At 45.7% G+C, this 14,017-nt stretch carries 8 protein-coding genes and 1 other RNA gene; 4 read left to right on the top strand and 5 right to left on the bottom strand.

What is annotated here, in order from left to right; all coding sequences use genetic code 11:
- The first annotated feature begins 94 nt into the window (after positions 1 to 94).
- Genes MHN09_RS05390 through MHN09_RS05400 form a run of 3 tightly spaced genes read left to right on the top strand, consistent with a single transcriptional unit; the run spans position 95 to position 4,937 of the window.
- Positions 95 to 1,273, top strand: a complete 1,179-nt coding sequence (locus MHN09_RS05390; RefSeq protein ID WP_239239497.1) for an ABC transporter substrate-binding protein — start codon at positions 95 to 97, stop codon at positions 1,271 to 1,273.
- The gene (locus tag MHN09_RS05395) at positions 1,270 to 4,149 is read left to right on the top strand and encodes an ATP-binding protein (protein ID WP_239239499.1); all 2,880 of its coding nucleotides are present in this window, start codon (positions 1,270 to 1,272) and stop codon (positions 4,147 to 4,149) included. Before MHN09_RS05390 ends, MHN09_RS05395 begins: the two co-directional genes overlap by 4 nt.
- Before the next feature lie 23 nt (positions 4,150 to 4,172).
- A complete protein-coding gene (locus MHN09_RS05400; protein WP_110288453.1) occupies positions 4,173 to 4,937 on the top strand; it encodes a transporter substrate-binding domain-containing protein in 765 nt (254 codons plus the stop codon).
- Between the two features lie 19 nt (positions 4,938 to 4,956).
- Here the strand turns inward: MHN09_RS05400 and MHN09_RS05405 are convergent, their stop codons facing one another.
- Positions 4,957 to 5,901: an EamA family transporter gene (locus tag MHN09_RS05405; RefSeq protein ID WP_239239501.1), complete on the bottom strand. Its 945-nt coding sequence runs from the start codon at positions 5,899 to 5,901 to the stop codon at positions 4,957 to 4,959.
- A 400-nt stretch (positions 5,902 to 6,301) separates the two neighbouring features.
- Here MHN09_RS05405 and MHN09_RS05410 point away from each other — a divergent pair, with 400 nt between their 5' ends.
- The gene (locus tag MHN09_RS05410) at positions 6,302 to 8,698 is read left to right on the top strand and encodes a TonB-dependent receptor (RefSeq protein ID WP_239239503.1); all 2,397 of its coding nucleotides are present in this window, start codon (positions 6,302 to 6,304) and stop codon (positions 8,696 to 8,698) included.
- A gap of 68 nt (positions 8,699 to 8,766) precedes the next feature.
- On the opposite strand, the gene rnpB is transcribed toward MHN09_RS05410, so the two are convergent.
- From rnpB to MHN09_RS05430, 4 genes are all read right to left on the bottom strand, one after another.
- Positions 8,767 to 9,117, bottom strand: an RNA gene (rnpB, locus tag MHN09_RS05415) — RNase P RNA component class A.
- Between the two features lie 37 nt (positions 9,118 to 9,154).
- Positions 9,155 to 10,618, bottom strand: coding sequence for a potassium/proton antiporter (locus tag MHN09_RS05420; protein WP_187446901.1), 1,464 nt, complete (start codon positions 10,616 to 10,618; stop codon positions 9,155 to 9,157).
- A gap of 161 nt (positions 10,619 to 10,779) precedes the next feature.
- Positions 10,780 to 13,347 carry a protein translocase subunit SecD gene (gene secD, locus MHN09_RS05425; protein ID WP_239239505.1) on the bottom strand — a complete coding sequence of 856 codons (2,568 nt, stop codon included), beginning with the start codon at positions 13,345 to 13,347 and terminating at the stop codon, positions 10,780 to 10,782.
- Positions 13,348 to 13,432: 85 nt separating this feature from the next.
- On the bottom strand, positions 13,433 to 13,810 hold the full coding sequence (locus tag MHN09_RS05430) for a hypothetical protein (RefSeq protein WP_239239508.1): 378 nt from the start codon (positions 13,808 to 13,810) through the stop codon (positions 13,433 to 13,435).
- Positions 13,811 to 14,017: the final 207 nt, after the last annotated feature.

Consider the following 14,017-nt stretch of genomic DNA (forward strand, 5'->3'; position numbering starts at 1 on the left):
AGCATCAAACTTATACTAAAGGATAAGATGTTTACGCTAAAAGACTGAACACATTGCTATACACTTTTAAGGTTAACATTTAGGTAGCCTATTCATGCGTGCACTTTCTATCTTTCTCTCGCTGGCTTGTGTCTTTTCATTTTTTACTGCAAGTAAAGCATTAAGTTCAACGGAGCCTCTGGTGATTGGTATTGATGCCGATCTTTCAGCGTTAGCTGTTGAAGGTGGCATCGCTATTACAAGAGGGGTCGAGCTTGCCGTCGACGAAATAAATGCCGCTGGTGGGATTCTAGGTCGTCAAATAAAAGTTATTGCGAAAGACCATCGCGGCAACCCAGCTCGAGGTGTATATAACATTGAGCAATTTTCCCAAACTCCCAATTTACTTGCGGTAGTAGGCGGCGTTCATACACCTGTAGTTCTCGCTGAAGTCGACCCAATACACGAAAAAAACATTTTGATGTTGGTTCCTTGGGCAGCGGGGACGCCTATTATCGACAACGGGCACTCACCGAATAACATATTTCGCGTGTCGGTACGCGACGCTGAAGCAGCGTCGGTCCTGATTAATCACGTCAAATATATGGGGCTATCAAACATCGCGTTGGTATTGGAAAGAACAGGATGGGGACGCTCAAACCTTGAATCATTAACACAAGCTGCGAGTAATAATGATATTGATATAACAGCAACCCATTGGATAAATTGGCAGCAGAAAGACTTTTCTGAGGATATCGCGGCAATAAAAAGCGCGAAAGCGGAAGCGATTATTCTTGTTACTAACGTTCCTGAAGGTGTTGTGGTACTCGATGAGATGGCAAAACAAGGCATCGCCTCTCTCCCTGTTGTGTCGCATTGGGGAGTCGCGTCGGGTCAGTTCGCCTCTTTACTTGCTAAGCCCATCGCTAACTACAATGTGTCAGTACTTCAAACCTTCCACTTCAACCACCAGAAAAATACCAAGGCAAAAAGCTTGTTAGAAGCCTATTATAGTAAGTATGGCTTGGTGAATGCGACTGCGATTGGTGGTGTGACAGGTTTGGCTCATGCTTATGATTTAACTCATTTAATCGCGGCAGCTGCCGCGAAAGCTGGTAGTATAGAAGTAAACGCATTACGCGCTGCGCTAGAGTCTCTTCAAAATGTGCAAGGTGCAGTGAAGCACTACACAGCTCCATTTTCAGAGGACAGACACGATGCACTCTGGGCAAAGGATTATTTTATGGCTACGTTTAACGAAAAAGGTCACTTGGTAACAACGGGCGTGCAATGATGCAGCAGCCCCCAAGGTTACGCGCTCTTCTGCTTTCAAGCATGCTACCGCGACTGGTTTTACTCGTCGCGGTGCTGTCTATCATACTATTTGCACTTTCATTTCATTTCATTGTTAAGCAAACCGATCAGCTTCAACAGCAGTCTGTAGATGGTTTAGAACAAGACATCAATTACATCGTCAGTGACACCACAAGGCAGTTGGCAGATTTGGCAGCCAATGACATTATTATTAATTCGCTGGTAGATTTTGAGCAGCGGGATAATTATTTACCCATGTTTTTCCGCTCGCTAAACCTAACGCAGGCAAAAAGTGTAGAATTTGCGCTGTTTGATTTCGCTGGAAACCGGGTAATAGATAAAAACTGGAATGCGGTTATTCCTGAATCGCTCAGCAGCGCTTGGCGTCAGCAAACGCTGGGCTCGTCAAATACTTTTTTTTCGGTGTCTCAGTATGGCGTGTTAATAAGCGTTCCGGTGTTATTAAGAGGCGTCGCTGAAGGCGCACTTGTTATGTATGTGGACAGCTTACAGTCTTTGCTAGCGCCCTACCCTCGACTTACTAATCAACTTGTTACTGACTCTAGCGGTCATGTGCTTTTTAGCAGTGAGCCGTCACTCATTGCACCAAACTCGTCCTTTTCTGATTTTGATGACAGCGGTTACTCAATAAAACAGGCTGATTGGCAAAATCTTACGTTGTACAGTGTTAAACCTACCATCACCGCATACAGAGAAGCCGCGTGGACGGGAATTGTATTGTTGGCAATGATTGTTGGCGTTGTGTTTATCATCTTGCATATGGTTAGCATGACGGGAACGCTTGCCGAACGCACACTTTCGACCTTGTACAATGACATTAAGAATCGACTAAACAGCGATGAATCGACTTCACTTCGCCTTGATAATGAAGTTGAAGCACAAGAGCTAGCGGATATTAGAGAAGCTTTCGACAAATTGATTTGGGATTTGACTGAAGTGTCGCTGTCGAACGAACAGTTTTCCAATGTATTAGAATCAATGGGCGACATGCTTGTTGTGGTCGACCAGGACAAGCAAATTTTGCTTTCTAACAAGCGCTTCGACGATTTTTGTCATGACCAGTACGGTGAAAAGAACGGTATTTTGAAGTTCATTATGCAAAAGCTTGCTTCTTCACAGAGCAATGAACTTACACACTTTTCGGTATCAACCGGCCAAGAGCGGTTTGTTCATTGGACTAAAACATCACTGGCCGATGCTAATGGTAATATTCGTGGTGATATCTATGTTGGTAGCGACGAAACTGAACAACGCTCTCTTGAAAGTCACGTTAAAGTGCTCACTCACGCTATGGATGAAGCAACGGTGTCGATCATCATTTCGGACATTAAGCGCGTCGGCCAACCAATAATATACGTAAACAGTGCCTTTGAAGAGCTTACAGGCTACAGTCGTGAAGAAATAATCGGTCATAACTGCAGGTCGATGCAGGGCGATGAAACCAGCAAGCAGACAGTTGACCAAATCCGCAAGGCTATTGCAGTGCGCGAGCCTATTGAAACGACGCTGCTCAACTATAAAAAAGACGGCAGCGCCTTTTATAATCGTTTGAATTTAACGCCGGTAAAAATAAATGGTGAAGTCACTCACTATATCGGGTTTCAACAGGACGTTACTCAACAACGACAAACCGAACAGTATCTTCAGGATGCGCGAGAAAAAGCGGAAGAGTCTGCCCGTCTTAAATCGAGCTTCCTCGCTAGTATGAGCCATGAAATACGCACGCCAATACACGGTATTTCTGGTGTTTTGCAGTTAATGGCTAGCTCTGAACTCACTGAGGAGCAAAAGCACTACCTGTCTCTTGCTAAGTTTAGTATCCAAGGCCTTTTACATATCGTAAATGATATTTTGGACTTCTCTAAAATTGAGGCAGGCCAACTGCAAATTGAAGAAAACCCATTCGACATTTTAGAGTCGCTTGAAAACCTTCAAAGTCAGTACGCGATTATGTGCCAAGAAAAAGGGTTAGCGCTACATTTTCACTTTGATTTACAAGGCTTTCACGTTGTACAAGGCGATGATGTACGCTTTAGACAAATACTCTCGAACTTGTTAGGTAATGCCGTGAAGTTCACCGACAGTGGATGCATTGAAGTCACCACCAGCATTCAGCAAAACGCAGATAACAGCCTTAAGCTTTTATGTAGCGTAAAAGACACCGGCATTGGTATCGCACAAGATAAGCAAAGTACAATCTTTGATGTCTTTACCCAAGAAGACCTTTCTACAACTCGCAAATTCGGCGGAACAGGCCTTGGCCTTTCTATTAGCAAACAATTATGCGAACTCATGGGCGGCGATATAAAACTCGAGAGCGTTAAAGGTCACGGAAGCACGTTCTCTTTCACTATTATGCTTGAACAAGCCGACGAAGCCCTGCTTAAGCCAGTTCACCACTCCTCAGGAGTGAAGCGGGAAAAAGGGAAAAAACGCAAAGTATTAATTGTCGAAGACAACGACATTAATCAGGTTATTGTTAAACAGCACCTAAATAACCACACTACATTGAGTGCCAAATCAGGCCTAGAGGCACTTGAAGCGTTGAACAAAATGAAAGTGACCTTTGATGTTGTCTTGATGGACTGTCAAATGCCGGAAATGGACGGCTTTGAAGCAACTAAACGCATAAGAAATGGTGAGGCCGGAGAACGCTATTTAAACGTGCCGATCATCGCACTAACCGCCAATGCCATGAAAGGTGACAAAGAGCGCTGCGTTAACGCCGGAATGGACGATTACCTAAGTAAACCTTTTGATGCTATTGACCTCATCGACAAAGTTGAGCATTGGGCAAGCATTGAAAGAAATAGTGAAGAAAGCGCCGTTCATTAATCTATTGAAGTGGAACATCTTGAGTGAACGCCTTAGCGAGACTAGCCCAACACATCAAAAAAGTTGTTTCGTTTATCTTATTGATTAACGTTTCGCTTTTTGGCGGTGGCGCGACTGCCGATGAAGTACTGCGATATAATCTTGGAACGTCAGGCAGCTCTATCCCGTACGAAAATGCTGTCGACGCAGATAGGGCCGGTATTCTAGTTGAAATCCTTCCCCTTATTATGAATAGAGCAGGTATTAAGACAGAAAAAGTCATGCTCTCTACCAAACGTGCCATGCTTGCATTTAAAACAGGCGCTCTTGATTTCGACTTTTTCAGTCCAAGCTGGCTGTCTAAAGATGAGCCCGCGGGCGACTTCACTTTCTCAGATCCCATTATAGACATCACAGAATACTTTATTACTCTGCCTGAAAACCATAGCCGATACCAAACCGTCGCCTCTATCTACGGTGAAACCGTAGGGATGATCTCCGGCTATGTGTATTTTGATTCTGATAAGTTCGTCAGAATGGACTTTCAAGCCGAGAGTAACCTTATCTTAGCCCTTGGCATGAAACGGATAGATGTCATCATAATGGAGGAAGCAGCGGCGCGTTACTGGTCTTCAATGCACAACGTAAAAATAGCGCTGGGCCCCATCCATACGGCAGGCCAAATGGCGTTGCGTGTTCACAATCGACATAAAGATAAGCTCCCCGCCATTAACCGCGCCATTGCTGAATTAAAACAAACGGGTCAAATTGATAGAATACTTAACAAGTATTCTGACTTTTCATTATAAGCCACACGCGGTTTCAACATTACGCCGTTGCTTTTTTGCCATAGCGCTTTAAAGCAAATGGAAATTTTATCGATTGGATTAAAAGGCAAAGACACACCAGCGTCATGCCAACCCATCCCACCGGCTTGAATACTTCACCAATCAGAAAAATAGCGAAAAGTGTCGCAACCAGTGGCTCAATTAACGTAATAAGCGTAGCTTTACTCGCTTCGGTGGTGCGAAGACCATAGCCAAATAGCAAATAACCAAGAAACATTGGCACCACAGCCATATAGAGTGAAACGCTAATGTGGATAGTGTTAGTAAACAAGTTTTGACCGGTAAACCAGAGGGAAGGCAACAGAGCAACGGCAGCGCAACCGAAAAGTCCGGCCATGGCAGATTTTGAATTTGCGCCAGCGTCAATGTGTTGCTTCGCAGCCCATGAGTACCCAGCGTAAGTTAAACCTGCAATTAAACCCAATAGAACGCCGAACACCTGATCATCTTTAGATGCTGACAACGCCATTGCGTCGTGTGCCTTACCCATGGCTAACATGCCAATCCCGAACGCACCAAACACAAAACTAATAAACCATTTTAAAGACACGGGCTTTTTACTTAAAAAGTACTCTAAAAGCGCAGCGAATAGTGGTGCACTGGCGATAGAAACCACGGTGCCTATGGCAACGCCTGACAAACGCATTGAGCTGTAAAAGGCCAGCGGATAAATTGCAACACATGCACTGCCAAACAGAAAGGTCAGTGGTGTAGAAAAAAGAATAGGTGCATCCTTTACCAGTGATTTTCGGGCACTAACACAAAGCAATACACCACCTATACCCATTGCAAAGGCACCGATTGCCAGAGGACTGATTTCTGGAGCGAACTGAGCGGCAGTGCCTGTTGTCCCCCACAGAAAGCTTGCGATAACAATTGCTAATATCCCTTTTACTACATCGCTTGTATTCACTGCTTTCTCCACTCTATTACTCACCTTTTTAGCTTTAACTGTTGAACAATGCTTTCATGTTGTACTTTCTAATTAACCCATCAGCTTTTATTGTGACGCTGATATAAACCGCTTGCTGCCGCTTGCTTTTATCGCCCAGTCATTTTTGCTCTTAGGGTCAACACCTCTCTCATAAAGATGATACTTAGATTATTGCTTTTGTAATTAGCCAGATAGACGCTTCGTTTGACCTTTTAGACGCACATTCCCCACACATTTACAATTAACACTAAATTAACAAGAAAAACGTACCGCATTAGATACAACAAAAAATGAAATATTTGTTTCGCAAGTTATGGAAATAACCCAACTTTTTTGCCACATTACGCCCTTACCTGATAACAAAATAGAAACAACCAACCTGGATGGACTTATGTTTAAAATAGAAAAATCGTCGTTTAGACGAAGCACACTTAGCGTTGCGGTTATGGGGCTGCTTAGCTCCGGTGCAATGGCGCAGGACACACAACAAAAGGATGACGATGACTTTGAGCAGATCATAGTAACTGCAACAAAGCGTGCAGAATCCATTGAAGACATTCCTTTTTCAATCAACGCACAAACGCAGCGAGACTTTGAACGCAGCGGTGCAGGAAACTTAGAAGACGTCGTAAGAAACGTGGCGAGCGTATCAATTCAGAACTTAGGACCAGGCCAAAGCCAAGTATCTATGCGTGGCGTTTCAGCGGGTCAAATTGTACGAGACCAACCAGGCGTTAAGGAGCAGGTCGGCGTATACCTCGATGAAAGCGTGATCTCGCTGTCTTTATTTACTCCAGATCTCGACCTTTTCGACCTTAACCGCATTGAAACCCTGCGCGGTCCGCAAGGTACGCTTTTTGGATCTGGCTCTATCGGCGGAACCCTTCGCTACATCACCAATCAGCCCGAGTTAGATACCTTTGAAGGTAAGTTTGAAGCTAATCTTAATAGTGTGACAGACGGTGGCGTGGGCGGTCACGTTAAGGGCATGGTAAATGTACCTATTTCCGACACCATTGCCATGCGCGCGGTGGTATACCGCACTGATTACGCAGGCTTTATAGATGCGTTAGGTGAAAACGGCGCGTTTAGCGAAGACGTTAACGACGGCGATAGAACTGGCGGACGCGTAGCTTTCATTATCGCACCCAACGATAAGCTCACGATTACACCACGACTTATCTTCCAAGAATTGGAAATGAACGGGTTTAACAGACAGGAAGTGTATAATGTGTTTGCTAACCCTTACACAACGACCCGCCCAGCTATTCAATTGGGTGAACGAGAACAGTACCTGCTGCTTGAAGAAGGCTTCTCTGACGATACCTTGATTGCTGACGTAACTGCTGAATATCAAGCCGACGTTGCTGATTTTACCTTTGTTTATAGCTATACCGACCGCGATATTCTTGTAAGTCGTGATGCCAGCGCGCTTTCGGGCTCAGTAAGTATCGACTTAGGTTTTCCTGATGAAGCCGTACTATTACCGTCGAACTTATTAGACAGAACGGAAGTAGAGCAAGATACCTTTGAGCTTCGCGCCGCATCCAATGGCGATGGCGCGCTAGACTGGCTAGTTGGCGCTTTCTACTCTTCTACAGAGCGTGTTTACGACCAATCACTCCCTACCCCTGGGTACGACGCATTTACCGACGCCACCTTAGGTGAAGGCACGTCAGCAGCGGTTGCCAATGGTTTTGAAGCTGATTCTCCCTACAACGCCTATTTACCATACGACTTGAAGCAGCTTGCTGTGTTTGGTGAAGTGAACTATCAAGTGAACGATGACTTTAAAATGACCGTGGGCTCTCGTTTTTACGATTATGAAGAAGAGCGTCAGTTTATCTCTGGGGGCTTATTTGCCAACGGCGACAACCAGACCGATTCTACAGAATCAGATGGCTTTACTTCTCGCGTTATCGGCCAGTATAGCGTAAACGAAAACGTGAACTTAAATGCTCAGGTGTCTCAAGGATTTAGACTTGGCGGTGTAAATGACCCGCTAAATAGAAGCCTGTGTACCGACCAAGATGAAGCAATCTTTGGTTCGTTCCAAGACTATGACGATGAAAAGCTCACCAACTATGAGATCGGTATGAAATCATCAGGTCGTGGATGGTCAGCTAACATCTCGGCTTTCTATAACGATATTGAAGATCTTCAGGTTACATTGGATGCTGGTTCTTGCTCGTCACGTGTATCATTTAACGTGCCGGACGCCCACACCCAAGGTATTGAATTTGAGCTTACGCGTCAGTTTACTGACCAGCTCTTTTTCTCATTAACGGGTAGTATCATTGAAGCCGAGTTCGATTCAACCGTTGTTGATGGTGATGGTGCGGTACTAGGTGGCGTAGAAGACGGTAACCGCCTAGCTTCAGTACCTGAAGAGAGCTTTGCCATCGCATTTACCTACGATTTAGCGCAGCCTTTATTCTCTTCAAACAGCACCTATTTCCAAGGCTCTTACCAGTACGTGGGAGACCGTATAACCCAGCCTAGTGACCAAGTTGCAGGCGCAGGTATATTCACTTCAGGCCTTGCCTTTGGCGGTGCCACTGGCGCAGAAACAACGGAATTAGACTTGTTGTTAGACGACTACGGCACGCTTAATATGAGCTTCGGTCTTACCTACGATGACTATGAAATATTACTGTATGCAAACAACCTGTTCGACGAAAACGCCCAGCTATCCTTTGATAGAGAACGTGGTGGACGAGCTCGACTTGGATTTACGGTAAACCAGCCACGCACCATTGGTGCGACGTTCCGCTATTTCTTTCAGTAAAGAGTGATAAATGTCTCTGCCTGAGGAAATATCCCTTCAGGTAGAGGCTTCACTTTCTTTTAGGAAAAGAGTGGAGTTGGCCGTAAGCCGGGTTCTGTCGTGGGCAACCATTCCTCTAGATCAGCAATCGCTCACTGATTCAAGCAACCTACCCGATCCCCATGCGGGCCACACGTTGAGGGATCCTATTTGGTCTTGCTCCGGGTGGAGTTTACCTTGCCACACTCTGTTACCAGAGGTGCGGTGCGCTCTTACCGCACCCTTTCACCCTTACCGGCATGTAAACATGCTTAGGCGGTCTTCTCTCTGCTGCACTTGTCGTCGGCTCACGCCGCCCAGACGTTATCTGGCACCCTGCCCTTTGGAGCCCGGACTTTCCTCCCCTTTCTTACGAAAGCGGCGATTGCCTGGCCAACTCCGCGGCGCATTCTACATGAAGTACCCTACAATAGCACCCTATTCCTGCTCGCTGTAAAAGCAGTGCTCAACGGCACTTTTATCGAGCAGTTTGGTGATAATGAAAATTTGATCGCCCATTTCTATTTTGGTACTTCCTTTAGGTATAAGGGTTTCTTCACCACGGGCAATCATCGCCACTACCGTATTATCGGGAAGAGCTAATTCGCTAATGGTTTTATGTAGTGCTGGCGATAACTTCGAAACCTCTATTTCTATAAGCTCGCGCTTGCTCTTAGCGACTTTTACAATCTCCAGCGTGCTCGATTCCTTTACTTCATCGTCCAACACTAAGCCTAACTTACGCGCCGCATAAGGTAAGGTGGAACCTTGCAACAAGGCAGAAATAAGCACGATAAAGAACACCACATTAAAAATGAGCTCGGCGTATGGCATGCCGAATATTAGCGGAAATATAGCGAGTATAATTGGCACCGAACCGCGTAAACCCACCCATGATATAAGCAGCGATGCGTTGAACGAGAATTTTGAAAGCAATAAAATAGGCATAACCACCAGCGGACGTGCAATAAAAATAAGCACAAACGCAATTAAAAGGCCTTCTTTCCAATTAACAAACAGCTCGGTGGGCGTTACCAACAAACCTAAGATAACGAACATAGCAATTTGCCCAAGCCAGGCCAGCCCATCCAGAAACACAAACGTATTACGCTGATAAGCAAAGCGGCTGTTACCCACGATAACACCCGTAATAAAGGTAGCGAGAAAGCCGCTGCCATTTAAGTTCGCAGCAAGGCCAAAAGACAATACACCAAACAACATCACAAATACCGGGTACAAACCGATGGCCATTAAGGTGACGCGTCTGAAAAGCCATACTGCAATACCGCCGATGGCAAGGCCCACTATCGCTCCCACTCCCATTTGACTGGCAAACAGCGAAAGTAAGTCAACTGGCTTAGTGGTGCTGTCTTGAATAAGCGTAATAAGGCCGATTGTGAGGAATATGGCCATTGGATCATTCGACGCACTTTCCAGCTCTAGTGTGGATTTTATTTTTGAAGGAATGCGTATACCAGCGTTGCGCAGAACAGAAAATACTGCTGCGGCGTCTGTCGACCCTACAATAGCACCAAGCAATAAGCCCTTATAAAGCGGTAAATCGAGAATAACCATAGCGGCGATACCGGTGACCACTGCCGTACCAATTACGCCAAAAGTGGCGAGCAACGCGGCGGGTTTCCACGCCTGCGCTATGGACTTTTTTGACGTTTGTAGACCGCCATCAAATAGGATGAGAATAAGCGCAAATGTACCAATGGCATGCGCAGCATCAGCATTATCGAAGAAGATTCGGCCGATACCATCTTCTCCAGCCAACATACCTACACCAAGGAATAAAACTAAAACAGGTACGCCAAAGCGCGGGGACAATTTACTGGCCAGTACGCCCAAAATGGCAAGCACTGCACTGAGTAAAATAATGTGATCAACTGCAAACATTATACGTTCCTTATTGCCCTTGATGCTCTCACGCAAATTATTCGGGTATGCGTGAGAGCATCAAGGGTTCCTGTTAATACTGCTACCTTACCGCGTTTTTGCACCAATGTATTGAGGTACAAGAGCCCGCTGAGGTATTGGGGTTAAGGAACTTGTGCCGCCTAAGGGATGTGCGACAACGAAGCCTTAATCTCTTCTGCAGTAGGCTTTAACTGCGCTTTACCTTGTTTCTCTCTTCTGCTGCCCAACAAATACAGCAGCGTAGAGGTGATAAACAAGGTCGATGACGTGCCAATCACGACAGCAAAAACCATAGGGACTGCAAAACTTTCTACTGCATCACCGCCAAAAATAGCCATTGGTAACAACGCCAACAGCGTGGTAACGGAAGTGAACACCGTGCGGCTTAGCGTGCTGTTCACGGCCTCATTAATAGTATCTGCCAATGGCTTGTTTGGGTCTAAACGCAATAATTCACGGATGCGATCAAGCACCACCACCTTATCGTTTATAGAGTAACCAATGAGCGCCAAAAGTGCTGCGACAGCCGTTAAGTTAAATTCGATGCCCGTAAGCGCGAAAAAGCCTATGGTTTTGGTTAAATCGAGTATCACGGTTAGCAGCGCTGCGCTCGCAAAATGCGCTTCAAAGCGTGCCCACAGATACACCAACATGCCGCCACCTGCGATAAGCAATGCTAGAATGGATAGCTCGGCAAAGCCTCCGCTGACCTTGGGTCCAACCATATCAATTTTATCAAAACTTACCTCACTGTCGGCTTGCGAAATCGCACGCTTTAGTGCGTCAGTCTGCTTTGCGTTGCTATTTTCAAGCTCGCCACTGCTATCTAGAACAGGTGCTCGCAATAAATAGTGATGTTCACTGCCATATTCTTGAATTGCTATCTGATCAAAGCCATTGCTTTCAATCACATTCCTTAGCTCATCGGTAGTAAGGGTTGGTGCGGTCAACTCAATCATGGTGCCACCGGTAAAGTCGACACCATAATGTAAGCCAGGTTTAGCAAACAAGCCGATTGAAAGCACTGTTAGCACTACCGAAACAGCGAGTGCAATTTTACGCTTTGCCAGAAAATTAATACCGCTAAGCTTATCGCTTAACCGCAAAAGCGGTGATGAAAAGCGCAAAGGAACGCGCTGCTGCGCGCGATCTTGCGTATTCTTGTGCTTCGACTTAACCACTCTTAGCATTAACATTTTAGTTAGGGCTACAGCAGTAAATACCGAAGACACCAGACCAAGGGCAATTGTAATTGCAAACCCTTTAATAGGGCCGCTTCCAAACATAAACAACAAACTTACCGCTATTAGTGTGGTGAAGTTTGAATCCACAATAGTCGCGAACGCTTTATCAAAACCCACTTCTATTGCACTGGCTGCCGGACGACCTTTTTTACTTTCTTCACGAATACGTTCATTAATCAAAATGTTGGCATCGACCGCCATGCCCATGGTTAGGATCAAACCTGCAATGCCCGGTAACGTCAGTGTTGCGCCAAACAGGGTTAATGCGCCAAACACCAACGCCATATTGATACAAAGAGCAAAACTTGCGATAGCGCCCCACCTGCCGTAAATCGCTACCATAAATGCCAATACCAGTAACGCGCCTGCCACGCCGCTTTCCACTCCGGTTTGAATTGCATCGCTGCCTAAATCTGGCCCCACCGTGCGTTCTTCTATAATGGTAAGTGGCACAGGTAACGCACCAGTGCGAAGCATTAATGCGGTGTTGCCCGCCTCGGGCAATGTAAAGTTACCGGTTATTTCGCCACGACCACCTGGGATCACGCTATTAATAACGGGGGCTGTAACCACTTTGTCGTCAAGGACGATAGCAAGCACACGGCCGATGTTGTCACGTGTCATAGTGGCAAACTGCTTGGCACCTGCACTGTCTAATCGGAACGTCACTACTGGCTGGCCATTTTCACTACTTAAGACACCTGCCGCATCAGTAATATGCTCACCTTCTAGCGCCACTTTTTGCTCTAAGCGATAGGTATTACCCGCCGCATCTTGCTTATTCATAACCTGCTCAGACTGGCTATTCGCGGCCCAGTGAAAAGTCATTTGTGCGGTAGTGCCCAATAATTTTTTAACTTGAGTGGGCTCAGACATACCCGGCATCTGAACTAAAATGGCGTCTTTACCTTGTAGCGTAACGCTAGGCTCAGTAAGCCCCGTTTCGTTCAAACGCTTTCGAACTACTTCAACACTTCGGCTTAACGTGTCTTTAACCAGTTGTTCGGTATATAGCTCGTTAAGCGTAAGGGTAACGGTGCTTTGCTTTATCTCTACATCAAGTGCACTTGAACCATTTGGCTGAGCGGAAATTTGATATGCGGTGTCTTTTACCTTTCTCGCATCATCTGCACTACGCAATGTAAAGACGATACTTCCAGAACGACTATCTTTATGAGTGAGTGAATGAGACGTCTTTGTATAGCGCACGTTTTGACTGCGCAATTCGCTAAGTAAGTCACTCGAAAAGCTATTGAGTTGCTTTTCAAACAAGGCGTTGGTGTCTGCGGCTAATAGCAGATGCGAACCACCTTGCAAATCTAAGCCTAAAGATAGTGTGGAAGTGGTGTACCACGTAGGTAACTGCTGTTTAATTGATTGTGGCAATATGTTGGGCGCAGCGCTCAGTAAACCGAGCATAACGATGAGCACATACACAAAGCCACGAAATGAAAATCGTGCCATTTTAGAATCCTGAATAATAATGTTTTTAAGGTCGCCAAATTTAAGAACACAACAGGTGTGCCCCCACGTTGACGCATATGAGTTGTTAAATCAGGATAGAGGGTGGTGCGCGAGGGCTTGGTTTAACCCACTTTTGTGACTGAAAAGGAACGTCTGCTGAACGTGTATTGACAGCAAAAAGGCCGGTATAAACCGAGTGCAACGAAGCAGGTATTAACCCTAAGAGATCGGCATCGGTAGGCTGCTCACTGTTGTTGTCCGTCAGCTTGCTGGCGTTAAATCGCAGAGAGTAGCTTTGCGAGTTATGAACAAACTTAGCAAGTGGTGACTGTGATGTTACCTCGGCATTACTCGCTACATCAGGTGGCTGAAACCCGGTACTAACAACCAGATACGACAATACCCACGCCATGAGGAAAGGCGCAAATGTAGAGGGGTAAAAGCGTTTAAAGGTTGTATTCACCAGAGTTCCATTCGCAGTAAGAAGCAGTGATTGTTGTCTGTAAGCAAAGTACAGTGGGGGCTAAAAAAGCAAATTCAATTGCTGTAGTAAAAAGAGCCCATGCTAAGGTAATGCCGATCAGTTAAGAATTTAATGATCGGTTGACCGATCTTTTCAAGGCTTCAAAATCCGGTATCAGGTAACTGATATCGGATTTTTTTATGGACG

Source organism: Alteromonas sp. MmMcT2-5 (assembly GCF_022348315.1).
GTDB lineage: Bacteria > Pseudomonadota > Gammaproteobacteria > Enterobacterales > Alteromonadaceae > Alteromonas > Alteromonas macleodii.

Coding starts and splice junctions, on each gene's coding strand:
- MHN09_RS05390 (WP_239239497.1), top strand. CDS start 95: ATGCGTGCACTTTCTATCTTTCTCTCGCTGGCTTGTGTCTTTTCATTT.
- secD (WP_239239505.1), bottom strand. CDS start 13,347: ATGGCACGATTTTCATTTCGTGGCTTTGTGTATGTGCTCATCGTTATG.
- MHN09_RS05395 (WP_239239499.1), top strand. CDS start 1,270: ATGATGCAGCAGCCCCCAAGGTTACGCGCTCTTCTGCTTTCAAGCATG.
- MHN09_RS05410 (WP_239239503.1), top strand. CDS start 6,302: ATGTTTAAAATAGAAAAATCGTCGTTTAGACGAAGCACACTTAGCGTT.
- MHN09_RS05420 (WP_187446901.1), bottom strand. CDS start 10,618: ATGTTTGCAGTTGATCACATTATTTTACTCAGTGCAGTGCTTGCCATT.